The following is a 14,830-nucleotide window of genomic DNA, read 5'->3' as shown; positions in this document are numbered from 1 at the left end:
CGTGCCGGCTCCACGCCCGCCGCGCGTGGCCTGACGCGATGATCGCGCTGAAATCCAAATATGCCCTGCGTGCGCTCATCGCGCTGGCGCGTGCCGGCCCGGGCGAGACCCTGCAGATCGGCACCATCGCCACACGCGAGGCGATCCCGAAAAAGTTTCTCGAGCAGATCCTGCTCGACCTCAAGCATGCCGGTCTCGTTGCCAGCCGCAGGGGCCAGCACGGCGGCTATCATCTGCTGCGGGCGCCGCAGGAGATCGCCTTTGGCGAGGTCCTGCGCATTCTGGAAGGCCCCTTCGTTCCGCTCGCCTGCCTTGGCAATGGCGGGCATCGTCGCTGCGATGATTGCCGCGACGAGCGCCTTTGCGCCGTGCGCCGGGTCTTTGCGAAGGTCGCCGTCGCATCCGGCGAAATCCTCGACGGCACGACGCTCGCGGACGTCCTGTCCGATCCTGCCGACAGGCTGGACGGTGAACGTCCGTCAATTATTCTAGTAAAAAGGTAGAAAATTACCGGACGCTGCGCTATCATGGCGGTCAGGCGTCTCGGATCGTCGCGAGGGAAAGGACAGCGCATGTTCTTCGAAAGGGCCGTCAGGGAAGAAGGCACGCGGCCGGCAGGCCTGTCGGTGATGCGCATCGCGGTGATCGGTGCCGGTCCGTCCGGCCTTGCCACGACCATCGCGCTGATGCGGCGGTTCCACCGCCCTTTCGAGGCCTGGCTGATCGACGCCGAGGACGCACCGGGTGCTTTCGCCGACGGCGCGGCCGGCAGGGCGTTGACGACGGAGCCGGCGCGCGATCTCTCCGTCGTGCCGGATCGCCCGGAGGATTTCTGCGACTGGCTGAAAACGGGTCTGCTCTCCGGCGGTGTCGTCTCGGCGTTGCGTGGGGCGCAGGACCTGCATGTGCCGCGCAGCCTGTTCCGTGACTATGTCATGGTCCGCTTCGCCGAGGCGTTGAGCCTGCGCCGGGACGTGCGCATCCGCACGTTCCGCGGCACCGTGCGCCATATCGGCGCTTGCGGGGAAGGATTGCGTGTCGCGTTTCGCGACGGGGAGCAAGCGGATTTCGCCCATGTCGTGGTCGCCACCGGTTTCGGCATTGCCCAGCGCGAGGCCGCGTCCTGGCGCGATGCGCGGGCGGCGGCCGAACGGCTGTCGCAGGCAAAGGCTCCATCACCGCTGACGCTGGTCGGCAACGGGCCGCGCCTTGCCGCCATCCTGCTCGATCTGAGGGCAGGGGGGTATGCCGGCGAAATCCATGTCGCCGCTGCGGCGGGCCGCCTGCCGCAACCGCATGGTCACGGCGAAGGCGGTGTGACGCTGGGCGTGCCGCCGGCCACCCGTTCCCTGAAGGACGCCTTCCGCTACATCCGCAGGGAATGTAGCGCCGCGGAAGCGCAGGGCGGCGGCTGGCAGACCGTCGTCGATGCCGCTTCCGCCCGCCTGTCCGTCGTCTGGCGCCATCTGCCCCAGGCGGAACGCAACCACTACCGGCGCCATCTCCTGCGCCTGCACCGGCACTTTTCCGTCCGCATCGCCCTGGATATCCATCGCCGCCTTGCCGGCGAGTTCGAAACGGGCCGCACCCGCTTCGTGCCGCCCTGCGATCCGAAATCCGCCGGCGAAAACACCATCGACTGTCGCGAGACCCCCTCCGCCCGGGCACTTGCCGGCCTGCTCGGCCGCGACGTTGCGGCGCTCACCGTCGACGATTGCGGTCGCCTCGTCAGTCACGACGAGGTGCTGTGCGGCCTGTCCGTCGTGGGCGCCGTCGCCTCCAGCCTGCGGCCGGGCCCGTTCACCTTTGCCGAAACGGTGCGGCAGGCCTACCGGGCGGTTCTCGATATCCAGACGCAGGGCCTTGCCCACGTCTCGCAGCGCTGACGGCGCACCCGCAGCGAAAAAAAGTTTGGGCGAGGCGGCGAAACCGGCGGTTTTTCGCGGATGCTTTTTGCGCGCGAGGACGGATTGGCCGGATGAAATGTTCGCTGCCTGCCGGAATCCACAGGTCGTCCGTTGCGTGCTTCCGGCCGGTTTGAAACCCGTTTTGCGAGTTGCAGAGGCATTGTTGACTAACTCTACTAATTCACTAGGGTTTATGTGGGATAGAAATCCAAGGAGGTTGGAGATGTCGATATTGGCCAAACGGTTCGGGGCTTTGATCGTGGGTGTCGGGCTTGCGCTCGGCGGGGTGACGGGGGCGTTCGCCGAGACGACGCTGCTCAACGTCTCCTATGACCCGACGCGCGAACTCTACAAGGATTACAACGAGGCCTTTGCCAAGCATTGGAAGGCAGAGACCGGCGAAGACGTCACCGTGCAGCAGTCGCATGGCGGCTCCGGCAAGCAGGCCCGCGCGGTGATCGACGGGCTGGAAGCGGACGTGGTGACGCTGGCGCTCGAAAGCGATATCAACGCCATCGTCGAAAAGACCGGCAAGATCAACAAGGACTGGCGCACCCGCCTGCCGAACAATTCGGCGCCCTACACCTCGACCATCGTCTTCCTGGTGCGCAAGGGCAACCCAAAGGGCATCCAGAACTGGGGCGACCTGGTGAAGGGCGACGTGCAGATCGTCACTCCGAACCCGAAAACCTCGGGCGGCGCCCGCTGGAACTATCTCGCAGCCTGGGCCTGGGCAAACCAGGAGTTCGGCGGCGACCAGGACAAGATCAAGGCCTATATCGCCGAGCTCTTCAAGCGTGCGCCGGTCCTCGATACGGGTGCCCGCGGTTCGCTGACCACCTTTGCCCAGCGCCAGATCGGCGACGTGCTGCTCGCCTGGGAAAACGAAGCCTATCTCGCCGGCGCGGAATTCGGGGCGGACTCCTTTGATATCGTCGCTCCGCCGATCTCGATCCTCGCCGAGCCGCCCGTCACGGTGGTCGACGGCAATGTCGATGCCAAGGGCACGCGCAAGCAGGCCGAGGCCTATCTGGAGTACCTCTATTCCGAGGAAGGCCAGAACATCGCGGCGAAACACTTCTACCGGCCCTCGAAGCGCGAGGTGGTCAAGCCGGAGTTGCTGCAACAGCTTCCCGACATTAAGCTGGTGACGATCGATGACCCGATCTTCGGCGGCTGGGTGAAGGCACAGCCCGAGCATTTCGGTGATGGCGGCGTCTTCGACCAGATCTACAAGCCGGGGAACTGAAACCTTTGACGACATCTGCTGCTGCTTCCGGGCGGTGGCGACTGAGACAGCCGAGTGTCATTCCGGGTTTCGGACTGACGCTCGGCTTTTCGCTCGCTTACCTGACCCTCATCATCCTCATCCCGCTCGCCGGCCTCGTCTGGCGGTCGGCCTCGCTGTCCGGTGCGGAATTTCTCGCAATCCTCGCCGATGAACGCACGCTCAACGCCCTGAAGGTCTCCTTCGGCACGGCCTTCATCGCGGCACTCGTCAATGTCGTCTTCGGCGTCATCGTCGCCTGGGTCATCGTGCGCTACGAGTTCCCCGGCCGGCGCATCGTCGATGCCATCGTCGATCTGCCTTTTGCGCTGCCGACGGCCGTCGCCGGCATCGCGCTCGCCGCGCTTTATGCACCGAACGGCTGGATCGGCCAGATCCTCAACCTCGTCGGCATCAAGGCGGCCTTCAATCCGACCGGTATCGTCATCGCGCTCGTCTTCATCGGCCTGCCCTTCGTGGTGCGCACGGTGCAGCCGATCATGGAGGAGATCGACAGCGAGGTGGAGGAGGCGGCCGCGACCCTCGGCGCCAATCGCTTCCAGACCGTCTTCCGGGTCCTGCTGCCCGGCCTTGCGCCAGCGATCCTCACGGGCTTTGCGCTGGCCTTTGCCCGCGGCGTCGGCGAATACGGCTCGGTCATCTTCATCGCCGGCAACATTCCCTACGTCTCGGAAATCGCGCCGCTGCTCATCGTCATCCGCCTGGAAGAGTTCAACTACGGCGCCGCGACGGCGATCGCCACCATCATGCTGGGGATCTCCTTCGCCATGCTGCTCGTCATCAACCTCATCCAGGCCTGGAACCGCCGGAGGTATGGCCATGGCGCATGAGACCTCCCGCCGCCTGCGCTCCCCGACGACGGAAGCGCCGTTCGCCCGTTACAGTCTGATGGCGCTCGCCTTCCTGTTCCTGGCGCTCTTCCTCATCCTGCCGCTCGTCGCCGTCTTCATCGAGGCCTTCCGCAAGGGGGCGGGCGAGTTCTTTACCTCGCTCGGCGATGCCGACACGATGGCCGCCATCCGCCTGACGCTGCTCGTCGCCGGCATCGCCGTGCCGCTCAACCTCGTCTTCGGCGTGGCGGCGGCCTGGGCCATCGCCAAGTTCGAATTCAAGGGCAAGGCGTTCCTCACGACACTGATCGACCTGCCGTTCTCGGTCTCGCCGGTCATTTCCGGCCTCGTCTATGTGCTGCTCTTCGGCGCCGGCAGCGCGCTCGGTCCCTGGCTCAAGAGCTACGGCATCGAGATCCTGTTCGCCGTGCCGGGCATTGTGCTGGCCACCGTCTTCGTCACCTTTCCCTTCGTCGCGCGCGAACTCATCCCGCTGATGCAGGAGCAGGGCACCGGCGACGAGGAGGCGGCCCTGTCGCTCGGCGCGTCCGGCTGGCAGACCTTCTGGTACGTGACGCTGCCCAACATCAAATGGGGCCTGCTCTACGGCGTGTTGCTCTGTAATGCGCGCGCCATGGGCGAGTTCGGGGCGGTCTCGGTGGTCTCTGGCCATATCCGCGGCCTCACCAACACGATGCCGCTGCATGTGGAGATCCTGTACAACGAGTACAACTTCGTCGCCGCCTTCGCGGTGGCCTCGCTCCTCGCCGCGCTCGCCCTCGTCACGCTCGTCGTCAAGACGGCGCTCGAACTTCACTACGGCGCGGAAATCGCCGCCGGCCGCAAGCATTGACCTGAAAGGCACGCCCGTATGGACGTCAGTGTAAAAAACATCCGTAAGGAATTCGATCGATACCCGGCGCTGAACGATGTCTCGCTCGACATCCGCTCCGGTGAGCTGATCGCGCTTCTCGGCCCCTCCGGCTCCGGCAAGACGACGCTGCTGCGCCTCATTGCCGGCCTCGAGCAGCCGACGCTCGGAGAAATCTATTTCGGAGCCGAGGACGCTTCCCACAAGACGGTGCAGGAGCGCCATGTCGGCTTCGTCTTCCAGCACTATGCGCTTTTCCGCCACATGACGGTCGCCGACAACATCGCCTTCGGCCTCACGGTGCGACCGCGTGGCGAGCGGCCGGACAAGGCGGAAATCCGCCGCCGCGTCGGCGAGCTTCTGGAGATGGTGCAGCTCTCGGGCCTCGAAAAGCGCTATCCGAACCAGCTTTCCGGCGGCCAGCGGCAGCGCGTGGCGCTCGCCCGCGCCATGGCGATCGAGCCGAAGGTGCTGCTGCTCGACGAGCCTTTCGGCGCGCTCGATGCCAAGGTGCGCAAGGAGCTGCGCCGCTGGCTGCGCGAGTTCCACGACCGCACCGGACATACCACCGTCTTCGTCACCCACGACCAGGAAGAGGCGCTCGAACTCGCCGACCGCGTGGTGGTGATGAGCCAGGGCGCAATCGAGCAGGTCGGGTCCTCGGACGACGTCTACGACCGCCCCAACTCGCCCTTCGTCTTTTCCTTCATCGGTGACAGCGCCAGCCTGCCGGTCCAGGTGGCCGATGGCGCGGTCCGCTTCCAGGAGACGCCGATCGGCATCGCCCCGCGCGGGAGCGACATCACCTCCGGCACCGGCACGCTCTTCTTCCGCCCGCAGGATGTCGTCCTCGTCGACGATGCCGCTGCGCCTGCGCTCGAAGGCCGTGTCGCCACCTCGCGCCGCCTTGCCGGCACCCGCATCGCCGATCTCGACATCGGCAAGCCCGGCGCGCCGCACCATGTCGAGATCGAGGTGCCGCTGGAAGCGACCGCCGCGACCGGCGCTACCATCCGCTTCCGCCCGACACGCTGGAAGATGTTTGCGGAATAAGAAAAGGCCGGCGCAGGGCGCCGGCCTCTTTGTCAGGATGACGGCGGTGGGTGGGTGTCAGCTCGACGCCTTGCCAACACCGCCGGAAACCAGGCGTCCCTTGTGGAACGTTGCGGTCCGGGCCGGCAGGCGGGCGACGGCTTCGGCCGAGCAGCTTGCCGTCGTCAGCGAGAAGCCGGCCTCGTCGCCGGCCTTCGGCCAGGCGCGATTGCCGTCCTTGTCGAGCGGCAACACGCCGCCGGTCGAGATGGCGAGCGAACGCGACAGGTGGTACTCGTCCGAACCGCGATAGAGCTGGGCGTAGAGATAGGCCTTTTCCAGCATGTCGCCGCTGCCGAAGGGCGACCAGTGGTCGATCACGCTGTCGGTGCCGGTCATGACGAAGACACCCGCCTTGGCAAGCTGCGGCAGCGGCATCATCAGCCCGCCGATCGGCACGGTCGAGGCGATGGTCATGCCGTTCGCCGCAAGCCGGGCGGCCGTCTCCTCCAGCTTTTCCGGAGACAGCGTCGTCAGCGCGAAGGCGTGGCTGATCGTCACCTTGTCCTTCAGGGCCGGGTTTTTCTCCACCGTGTCGATCATGTAGTCGATCGCCGCGACACCCGCCGGGCTCGTCTCATGCAGGTGGATATCGACGCCCTTGCCCGTGTCGAGCGCGATCTGGAACATGGCGTCAAGCGACTTTTCCATGGCGCTGTCGACATTGGTCGGATCGAGGCCGCCAACATACTCGACACCCAGCTGCATGGCCTCGCGCATCAGCCCGTCGACCTTGGAATGCAACAGGCCGTGCTGCGGGAAGGCGACGATCTCGCAGACGAAGTCGTCCTTGTGTTTTTCCAGCGCGATCTTGAGGTGTTCCAGGCTCTTCAGGCCGCTGACCGGGTCGATGTTGCAATGGCTGCGGGCGACCGTGCTGCCCTTGGATTGCACGAGGGCGATGAGGCCTTCGGCGCGCTCGACGGAGGTCGGGAGCAATTGCGGCAGCAGCTTCTCTTCCAGCGCGATCATGTCCATGATCGTCTTGCCCTGGCGCGGGCGGGGCGCCTGCCAGGGGCCGCCGTAAAAGGTCTTGTCGAGATGGATATGCATGTCGCGCATGGTGGGCAGCGCGAGCTGGCCGTTCGCATGGTAGGTTGGCAGGCCCACAGGCAAGGTTGCGCCGGCACCGTGCAGCGCCGCGATCCTGCCGTCTTTGATTTCCAGCGTGTAGAGCGCCGTGCGCGTGGCGACGATAACGTCGCCGTCCTTCTCGAAACCCTCCTCCAGCCGGACGTCGGCGAGCAGGTAGTGATTGTCTCCTACGGACGTCACGGCATTCTCCTGACCGCAATCGGTCGTCTCGGCTGCGGCTTCACGGCTCATGCCGCCGGCCAGGCCGGCGACGGCGGCCGCGGTGGTGAGTTGGCCGGTGCGGCTCAGAAAAGCCCTGCGGCTCTGCGATACGGCGTGCTGCAACATCGTCTCCTCGTCTGGAATGGATGGTGCCATTCTAGGAAACGCAGGCGCCTGTTGGCAGCGACATTTGAAAATGCTGGCTATTCGATTTTCCAATGACGGGGCTAGAGCTTTTCCGGCGAACCCGTGTCCACCGGAAAAGCTCTGTCTATTTGTTTTTTCCGCATTGTCCGACGCCGAAGCGATCCCGCTTCGGCTGGAAATGCTCTAACGCACCAGCCGGCAGAAGGCGATGAGTCGTTCTGCAAGATCCAGCGCCACGGGCGTGGCGGTGTCTCGGTAGAACAGCGCGAGCTCGAAATCGTCGACCGGCGGCAGGCGCTCGGCAGCGCCGAGGACGCGGTGCGCGGGCAGGCGGCAGCTTGCCGGCAGCAGGCTGATGCCGAGCCCCGCGGCAGAGGCTGCCGCCAGCGCCGCAAGGCCGCCGCCGCTGTAGCTGACGCGCCAGCGGATGCCGAGCCCGTCGAGTGCACCGCAGAGTTCCTCGCGGTAAAGGCCGTTCACCGGGAAGACCGCGATCGGCACCGGCGACTGCTCGATGGCGGGATGCGCCTTGCTGTCGAGCCAGAGCAGCGGCTCCGGTCGCGCGGCGCGCGGCAGGTGCACCCGGCGCTGCTTGACGAGCACGAGGTCGAGCTCTTCCTGCTGGTAGGCGCGGTGTAGGTCGGGGCTGAGCCCGCTGGTGACGTCGAGCCGGAGATGCGGATGTTCGCGCTTGAAGGCGGCGAGCAGGTCCACCGTCGGCACGGTGAAATCCTCGGGCATGCCGAGCCGCAGCGCTCCGTCGCGCCACGGGCCCGCCAGCGCATCATGCGCCTCCTCGTTGAGTGCGATGATGCGGCGGGCATAGCTGAGCAGCTTGATGCCTTCCTCGGTGAGATGCACTTCGTGCGAGGTGCGCTCGAACAGCGCCTTGCCGAGCAGTTCCTCCAGCCGGCGCACCTGCTGGCTGACGGTCGATTGCGACAGCGACACCCGGTCGGCCGCGCGCGTGAAGCTCGCGGTTTCGCAGACCGCCACGAAGCTGATCAAAAGCTGCGGGCTGAACATGGGGTAACGATTCATTCTTCCGCTGCCGCTGGTTGGGCCATGTTTCCCTCCTAATCGGTCGGGACGGTTTCCACAACGATTGGATGGGCGTGGGCAGGCGGGAACCGGCCGCGTCTAAGAACGCGGCCGGTGTTTGTCGGTCTTAGAAGCTGACGGCGCGGTCGCCATCCTCATCCTGAATACGGGTCGGCAGGCCGATGCGGTTCAAGAGGTTGATGAAGGGCTTCGGCGGCAGTTCTTCCACGTTTGCCATCTTCTTCACGTCCCATTCGCCGGTCGCGACGAGCATCGCGGCGGCGACCGGCGGAACGCCGGCGGTGTAGGAGATGCCCTGCGAGCCGACTTCCTCATAGGCCTCCTTGTGGTCGGCCACGTTGTAGATGAAGACGGTCTTTTCCTTGCCGTCCTTCAGGCCCTTCACGTAGTCGCCGATGCAGGTCTTGCCTTCGTAGTTCGGGGCGAGCGAGGACGGATCCGGCAGCACGGCCTTGACGACCTTCAGCGGCACGACTTCGAGGCCCTCGGCGGTCTTGACCGGCTGCTCGGAAAGAAGGCCGAGGTTCTTCAGCACGGTGAAGACGTTGATGTAGTGGTCGCCAAAGCCCATCCAGAAGCGCACGTTGGCGCCGTCCATGTTCTTGGCCAGCGAATGCACCTCGTCATGGCCGCAGAGATAGGCGCGGCGCGTGCCGACGACCGGCAGGTCGTAGTCCTTGCCGATCTCGAACATCTTGTTGGTCTGCCACTGGCCGTTCTGCCAGGAATAGACGACGCCGGTGAATTCGCGGAAGTTGATTTCCGGGTCGAAGTTCGTGGCGAAGTACTTGCCGTGGCTGCCGGCGTTGATGTCGACGATGTCGACGTCGGTCACCGTGTCGAGATATTCGTCCTTGGCGAGTTTGGCATAGGCGTTGACGACGCCCGGATCGAAACCGGCGCCGAGGATGGCGGTGATGCCCTTCTCCGCGCATTCGGCGGCGCGCTTCCACTCGTAGTTCCCGTACCACGGCGGGGTCTCGCAGATCTTGCCCGGCTCTTCGTGGATCGCGGTGTCGATATAGGCGACGCCCGTATCCATGCAGGCGCGCAGCACCGACATGTTGAGGAAAGCGGTGCCGACATTGATGACGATCTCGGACTTGGTGGCGGCGATCAGCGCCTTGGTCGCTTCGATATCGAGGGCGTCGAGTGCATGGCCTTCGAGCACGCCGGCCTGCTTCATCGCCTTCTTCTCATGGACCGACGCGATGATCTTGTCGCACTTTGCCTTGGTGCGCGACGCGATATGGATGTCGCCGAGCACGTCGTTGTTCTGGGCGCATTTGTGCGCCACGACCTGTGCGACGCCGCCGGCGCCGATGATGAGCACGTTCTTCTTCATTTCGGGGGATATCTCCTTCTACCCGTCAGGACGCCTCAGGAGAGGCTTTCTTCGTAGTCCGCGTAGGTGAATTCACGGACGGTTTTGATCTCGCCATCCAGTTCGCGGATGGCGATCGCCGGCATTTTCACGCCATTGAACCAGTTCTTCTTGACCATCGTGTAGCCGGCCGCATCCTGAATGGAGATGCGGTCGCCCACCTTCAGTTCGTTCTCGAAATCGAAGTCGCCGAAGATGTCGCCGGCCAGGCACGACTTGCCGCAGATCATGTAGCGGTGCGGCCCCGTGTTCGGGGAAAGCTTGGCCTTCTCCCGGTAGATCAGAAGGTCCAGCATATGGGCCTCGATGGAACTGTCGACGATGGCGAGGTCCTTGCCGTTGTTCAGAAGGTCGAGCACTGTCGTTTCAAGCGTGGTCGACTTGGTGATCGAGGCCTCGCCCGGCTCCAGATAGACCTGAACACCGTATTCGCCGGAAAAGCGCTTCAGCCGCTCGGCGAATTTTTCCAGCGGATAGTTTTCGCCGGTAAAGTGGATGCCGCCACCGAGACTCACCCATTCGGCCTTCTTCAGCAGCGGCGCGAACTTCTCCTCGATCGTGCCGAGCATGCGGTCGAACAGGTCGAAATCGCCGTTCTCGCAGTTGTTGTGGATCATGAAGCCGGAAACGCGGTCCATGACCGGCTCGACCTTGTGCACATCCCATTCGCCGAGGCGCGAGAAGGGGCGGGCGGGGTCGGCGAGATCGAAGCTCGAGGAGGAGATGCCGGGATTGAGGCGCAGACCCCGGACGATGCCGGCAGCCTTGTCGGCAAAGCGGTCGAGCTGGGCGATCGAGTTGAAGATGATCTTGTCGGCATGGCTGACGACCTCGTCGATCTCATAGTCCGCATAGGCGACGGAATAGGCATGCGTCTCCTTGCCGAAGCGTTCGTGGCCCAGGCGCACCTCGTTCAGCGAGGAGGAGGTCGTGCCGTCCATGTAGTCGCGCATGAAATCGAAGACCGACCAGGTGGCGAAGCATTTCAGCGCCAGGAGCGCCTTGGCACCGGAGCGTTCGCGAAGAAGCGCGATCTTTTCCATGTTGGCGAGCAGCTTCGACTTGTCGATCAGATAATAGGGTGTCGTCAGGGACATGCTGGACCTGTCTTCTCGGGGTGTGCCGGTTGCCGGCAAAAGCCGGCAACGCGATAGAAACGCGAGGCGAGGGAGGCGCAGGCCTCCGCTCTCGCGTGGATTTCAGAAAGGAAAACCGGAAATTACGGTATCGTCGTCCGGACACGGCGATATGACAGCGCTTTCGCGCTGTTGCCACGCTCGTGGTGTCTCGTCGGGAAAAGAGCAGGCAGACGCGGGGCCTTGACCGGCCGCACGGGGCGGGTCGGCGCAACGGCGTCAAGGCCAGAGCATGCCACCGGGGCATACATCGAAAAGCGTTCTTCCGTTCGGGGGGCGTCGACCGAGCCCATCCCCGATTGGAAGAGGGCGTCGCAAGACATGGCGTCCTCCCCAACCAGCAGATGAAACCTGCAATAAGTGGGCGCTCTCTAGCACAGCGTGGCCATGGATTTCAATGCACCTCTTTTTGCGGAATTTTGCTTTTTTCGCTCTTGCACCTCTAGTCGCTAGAGGTCGTAGAACCTCCTCACGAGACTGAAGAGGAATGTACGATGTCCGATGTGAAAGAGACCCGGTTCCGGGTGGGCGGCATGGATTGCGCGTCCTGCGCCAGCAAGATCGATACCGCCGTGCGCCGTATGCCGGGGGTTTCGGAGGTTTCCGTTTCCGTTACCGCCGGCACCATGCGCGTGCAGCACGATGCGACCAGCGATCTTGAGGCGATCCGCCGCAAGGTCTCCGGTCTCGGCTATTCGGTGACGCCGGCTGCGGCCGTCGCGGAAAAGCCGGTCGCAAAACATGTTCATGGTCCCGGCTGCAACCACGATCACGGGCACGGACATGACCACGATCATCCCCATGACCATGCGCATGGCCACGATCATGATCATGAGGATCACGACCATGCCGGCCATAATCACAAGCCGAAGGCGGCGGTTGTCGAGGGGCTGCATGGCCACGACCACGGTCCCTCCGAAGGGCCCTGGTGGAAGGGCAAGAAGGGACGGTTGACGATCTTTGCCGGCGCGGCGCTCGTCGTTGCCTACGGCATCGGCCATCTCTTTCCGGCCATCGAGACCTATGCCTTCGTCGTCGCCATGTTCATCGGCCTCGTGCCGATCGCCCGCCGGGCCATCATGGCCGCGCTGGCCGGCACACCGTTTTCCATCGAAATGCTGATGACCATCGCCGCCGTCGGCGCGGTCGTCATCAATGCGACCGAGGAAGCGGCGGCCGTGGTCTTCCTCTTCCTCGTCGGTGAACTGCTGGAGGGGGTTGCAGCCGGCAAGGCGCGCGACAGCATCCGCTCGCTCTCCGCTCTTGTTCCGAAGACCGCGCTTCTCGAGGAAGGTGGCCGGACGACGGAAGTGCCGGCCGAGGCGCTTGCCGTCGGCGCGGTCATTCTCGTGCGTCCCGGCGACCGCATTTCCGCCGACGGCACGATCATCGACGGCGAGAGTTCCATCGACGAGGCACCCGTGACCGGGGAAAGCACGCCGGTGCGCAAGGAGGTCGGCGACACCGTCTTTGCCGGCACGGTGAACGGCGATGCGGCCCTGCGCGTGCGCGTCACCGCGGCAGCGGCGGACAACACCATCGCCCGCGTCGTCAAGCTGGTCGAGGAGGCCCAGGAATCCAAGGCTCCGACCGAGCGCTTCATCGACCGCTTCTCCAAATACTACACGCCCGGGGTCGTCGTCGTCGCCGCGCTCGTCGCGGTCATCCCGCCGCTCTTCTTCGGCGGCGTCTGGAGCGAGTGGGTTTACAAGGGGCTTGCCGTTCTGCTCATCGGTTGCCCCTGCGCACTGGTCATCTCGACGCCGGCGGCCATCGCCGCCGCGCTTTCCGCCGGTGCCCGCCGCGGCCTCCTGATGAAGGGCGGCGCGGTGCTGGAAGGCCTCGGCAAGCTCACCGCCATCGCCTTCGACAAGACCGGCACGCTGACCGAGGGCAAGCCTGTTGTCACCGACATCGTCGCCTTCGCGGCCCCGGCCGACGAGGTGCTGCGCCTTGCCGCCGCACTGGAGGCCGGTTCCAGCCATCCGCTGGCGCTCGCCATTCTCGGCAAGGCGGCCGAGGGCGGCATCGTGCCGCCGGTCGCGAACGGCTCGCGGGCACTCGGCGGCAAGGGTGTCGCCGCCACCGTCGAGGGCAGGGAGGTCTTCCTCGGCTCGCCCAAGGCCGTCGCCGAGACGGTCGCGCTCTCCGACGAGGTGAAGGCCGCCACCGCCGCGCTCAACGACGACGGCAAGACCGTCTCCATGCTGGTGATCGACGGCGTGCTCGCCGGCGCCATCGCCATGCGCGACGAGCCGCGCCCGGATGCGGCTGCCGGCCTCAAGGCGCTGAAGGATGCCGGCATCAAGACGGTCATGCTGACCGGTGACAATGCCCGCACGGCGAGGGCCGTCGGCGCGAAGCTCGGCATCGAGGTCCGCGCCGAGCTGATGCCCGAGGACAAGCAGCGCATCGTCGGCGAGCTGCAGCGCGAAGGGTATGTCGTCGGCAAGATCGGCGACGGCATCAACGACGCCCCGGCACTCGCCGCCGCCAATATCGGCATCGCCATGGGTGGCGGCACCGACGTGGCGCTGGAGACGGCCGATGCCGCCATCCTGCACGGCCGCGTCGGCGACGTTGCTCTGATGACGGACCTGTCGCAGCGCACGATGCGCAACATCGTCCAGAACATCGTCATGTCGCTCGGCCTCAAGGGTGTCTTCCTCGTGACGACCGTCATCGGCATCACGGGCCTCTGGCCGGCGATCCTTGCCGATACCGGCGCCACCGTGCTCGTCACGCTGAATGCGCTGCGCCTCCTGCGGCCGATCAAGGGATGAGGCGCCGGACGCTTCTTGCCCTTGCCGCAGGTCTTGCCGCGATCGTCGCCGTGACGGTCGCGGCAAAGGCGCCTTCCGGCGAGACGGCAAAACGGCGTGCCTTCGAGCTTGAGACCGTCGACGGCAAACCGTTCCGCTCCGCCGCTCTGGCCGGAAAGCCCTATCTCGTCTTCTTCGGGTTCACCCATTGCCCGGATGTCTGCCCGACTGCGCTCTTCGAACTGTCGGGGCTGCTCAAGGACATCGGCCCGGCGGCGGATCGCATCACGCCGCTCTTCATTTCCATCGACCCCGAGCGGGACACGGCGGACCTCTTGAAGCTCTACATGACCTCCTTCGATCCGCGCATCATCGCGCTCCGGGGCGATGATGCGCAGACGAAAGCGGCGGCGGACGCCTTTTCGGCCTTCTACAGGAAGGTGCCGACCGCCTCGGACAGCTACACGATGGACCACACCGCCGGCCTCTTCCTCATCCGTGCGGACGGGCGGCTGCAGGGCATGCTGGATATGCACGAGCCGCGCGAAACGCAGCTCCAGAAGCTGAGGCTTCTTGCGGGCTCCTGAGCACGCTCAATCGTGTTCGTCGTGGCAAAGGTCGTGGTTGGCCAGTGCCCGGATGACGTAGCAGTCGCGGATCTGGTCGGAATGGCAATGGCTGGTGATGCGCTCCAGCTCGGCCTCCAGCTTGCGCAGCCGGGCGATCTTGCGCCGCACGGTGGAAAGCTGCTCGGCGGCGATGCGGTCGGCATCGTGGCAGGGTCGCTCAGGGTGCTGGCTGAGGTCGATCAGCTCGCGGATGGCGTCGATGGTGAGGCCGAGATCGCGGGCGTGGCGGATGAAGGCCAGGCGCTCGCGCTCCTCGCTGGAATAACGCCGCTGGTTGCCCTCCGAGCGTTCGGCATGGGAGAGCAGGCCCATCTGTTCGTAGTAGCGGATGGTCGGAACCTTGACGCCCGTGGCCTTGGAAAGATCGCCGATCGTCAGCATCGTCTCTGCCTCATCAAATATACCTGGGTGAGAGATGTGCCGGAA

The 14,830-nt window shown here is 65.1% G+C and carries 13 protein-coding genes; 8 read left to right on the top strand and 5 right to left on the bottom strand.

Features of this window, described 5'->3' with window-relative positions:
• Positions 1 to 38: 38 nt before the first annotated feature.
• The 6 genes from EXZ48_RS23770 (at position 39) to EXZ48_RS23745 (ending at position 5,949) form a co-directional block, all read left to right on the top strand.
• Complete coding sequence (locus tag EXZ48_RS23770; RefSeq protein WP_130518763.1) at positions 39 to 503, top strand: Rrf2 family transcriptional regulator; 465 nt, start codon at positions 39 to 41, stop codon at positions 501 to 503.
• A gap of 69 nt (positions 504 to 572) precedes the next feature.
• Entirely contained in the window at positions 573 to 1,886 is a 1,314-nt protein-coding gene (locus EXZ48_RS23765; RefSeq protein WP_165909398.1) for an FAD/NAD(P)-binding protein, read from the top strand.
• A 244-nt stretch (positions 1,887 to 2,130) separates the two neighbouring features.
• Positions 2,131 to 3,156, top strand: coding sequence for a sulfate ABC transporter substrate-binding protein (locus EXZ48_RS23760; RefSeq protein ID WP_023515840.1), 1,026 nt, complete (start codon positions 2,131 to 2,133; stop codon positions 3,154 to 3,156).
• 5 nt (positions 3,157 to 3,161) lie between these two features.
• Positions 3,162 to 4,025: a sulfate ABC transporter permease subunit CysT gene (gene cysT, locus EXZ48_RS23755; protein WP_050745796.1), complete on the top strand. Its 864-nt coding sequence runs from the start codon at positions 3,162 to 3,164 to the stop codon at positions 4,023 to 4,025.
• Complete coding sequence (cysW, locus tag EXZ48_RS23750) at positions 4,015 to 4,878, top strand: sulfate ABC transporter permease subunit CysW (protein WP_023515838.1); 864 nt, start codon at positions 4,015 to 4,017, stop codon at positions 4,876 to 4,878. Before cysT ends, cysW begins: the two co-directional genes overlap by 11 nt.
• Before the next feature lie 18 nt (positions 4,879 to 4,896).
• Entirely contained in the window at positions 4,897 to 5,949 is a 1,053-nt protein-coding gene (locus EXZ48_RS23745) for a sulfate/molybdate ABC transporter ATP-binding protein (protein WP_130518759.1), read from the top strand.
• Positions 5,950 to 6,006: 57 nt separating this feature from the next.
• Here the strand turns inward: EXZ48_RS23745 and EXZ48_RS23740 are convergent, their stop codons facing one another.
• The 4 genes from EXZ48_RS23740 to EXZ48_RS23725 all read right to left on the bottom strand — a co-directional run bounded on the left by EXZ48_RS23740 (position 6,007) and on the right by EXZ48_RS23725 (position 10,974).
• Positions 6,007 to 7,410, bottom strand: coding sequence for an amidohydrolase family protein (locus tag EXZ48_RS23740; protein ID WP_130518757.1), 1,404 nt, complete (start codon positions 7,408 to 7,410; stop codon positions 6,007 to 6,009).
• A 204-nt stretch (positions 7,411 to 7,614) separates the two neighbouring features.
• Positions 7,615 to 8,472 carry a LysR family transcriptional regulator gene (locus tag EXZ48_RS23735; protein WP_130518755.1) on the bottom strand — a complete coding sequence of 286 codons (858 nt, stop codon included), beginning with the start codon at positions 8,470 to 8,472 and terminating at the stop codon, positions 7,615 to 7,617.
• Positions 8,473 to 8,599: 127 nt separating this feature from the next.
• Positions 8,600 to 9,838 carry a saccharopine dehydrogenase family protein gene (locus EXZ48_RS23730; protein ID WP_130518753.1) on the bottom strand — a complete coding sequence of 413 codons (1,239 nt, stop codon included), beginning with the start codon at positions 9,836 to 9,838 and terminating at the stop codon, positions 8,600 to 8,602.
• Between the two features lie 35 nt (positions 9,839 to 9,873).
• A complete protein-coding gene (locus tag EXZ48_RS23725; RefSeq protein WP_050745801.1) occupies positions 9,874 to 10,974 on the bottom strand; it encodes a carboxynorspermidine decarboxylase in 1,101 nt (366 codons plus the stop codon).
• Between the two features lie 533 nt (positions 10,975 to 11,507).
• On the opposite strand from EXZ48_RS23725, the gene EXZ48_RS23720 reads away from it, so the two are divergent.
• Positions 11,508 to 13,796: a heavy metal translocating P-type ATPase gene (locus tag EXZ48_RS23720; RefSeq protein WP_130518751.1), complete on the top strand. Its 2,289-nt coding sequence runs from the start codon at positions 11,508 to 11,510 to the stop codon at positions 13,794 to 13,796.
• Complete coding sequence (locus EXZ48_RS23715) at positions 13,793 to 14,362, top strand: SCO family protein (RefSeq protein ID WP_130518749.1); 570 nt, start codon at positions 13,793 to 13,795, stop codon at positions 14,360 to 14,362. Before EXZ48_RS23720 ends, EXZ48_RS23715 begins: the two co-directional genes overlap by 4 nt.
• Positions 14,363 to 14,368: 6 nt before the next feature.
• On the opposite strand, the gene EXZ48_RS23710 is transcribed toward EXZ48_RS23715, so the two are convergent.
• Positions 14,369 to 14,785: a helix-turn-helix domain-containing protein gene (locus tag EXZ48_RS23710; protein WP_023513969.1), complete on the bottom strand. Its 417-nt coding sequence runs from the start codon at positions 14,783 to 14,785 to the stop codon at positions 14,369 to 14,371.
• Between the last annotated feature and the right edge of the window lie 45 nt (positions 14,786 to 14,830).

It is taken from the genome of Shinella sp. JR1-6, assembly GCF_004284735.1.
In the GTDB taxonomy this organism is placed as follows: domain Bacteria; phylum Pseudomonadota; class Alphaproteobacteria; order Rhizobiales; family Rhizobiaceae; genus Shinella.
Note: the sequence above shows the minus strand (reverse complement) of the source record. Positions and strands in the feature narration are given on the sequence as shown.

Excerpts from the sequence above, each read along its gene's own strand:
- EXZ48_RS23725 (WP_050745801.1), bottom strand. The coding sequence starts at position 10,974 with ATGTCCCTGACGACACCCTATTATCTGATCGACAAGTCGAAGCTGCTC.
- EXZ48_RS23715 (WP_130518749.1), top strand. The coding sequence starts at position 13,793 with ATGAGGCGCCGGACGCTTCTTGCCCTTGCCGCAGGTCTTGCCGCGATC.
- EXZ48_RS23765 (WP_165909398.1), top strand. The coding sequence starts at position 573 with ATGTTCTTCGAAAGGGCCGTCAGGGAAGAAGGCACGCGGCCGGCAGGC.
- EXZ48_RS23770 (WP_130518763.1), top strand. The coding sequence starts at position 39 with ATGATCGCGCTGAAATCCAAATATGCCCTGCGTGCGCTCATCGCGCTG.
- EXZ48_RS23735 (WP_130518755.1), bottom strand. The coding sequence starts at position 8,472 with ATGAATCGTTACCCCATGTTCAGCCCGCAGCTTTTGATCAGCTTCGTG.
- EXZ48_RS23730 (WP_130518753.1), bottom strand. The coding sequence starts at position 9,838 with ATGAAGAAGAACGTGCTCATCATCGGCGCCGGCGGCGTCGCACAGGTC.
- EXZ48_RS23740 (WP_130518757.1), bottom strand. The coding sequence starts at position 7,410 with ATGTTGCAGCACGCCGTATCGCAGAGCCGCAGGGCTTTTCTGAGCCGC.
- EXZ48_RS23760 (WP_023515840.1), top strand. The coding sequence starts at position 2,131 with ATGTCGATATTGGCCAAACGGTTCGGGGCTTTGATCGTGGGTGTCGGG.
- EXZ48_RS23745 (WP_130518759.1), top strand. The coding sequence starts at position 4,897 with ATGGACGTCAGTGTAAAAAACATCCGTAAGGAATTCGATCGATACCCG.
- EXZ48_RS23710 (WP_023513969.1), bottom strand. The coding sequence starts at position 14,785 with ATGCTGACGATCGGCGATCTTTCCAAGGCCACGGGCGTCAAGGTTCCG.
- cysW (WP_023515838.1), top strand. The coding sequence starts at position 4,015 with ATGGCGCATGAGACCTCCCGCCGCCTGCGCTCCCCGACGACGGAAGCG.
- EXZ48_RS23720 (WP_130518751.1), top strand. The coding sequence starts at position 11,508 with ATGTCCGATGTGAAAGAGACCCGGTTCCGGGTGGGCGGCATGGATTGC.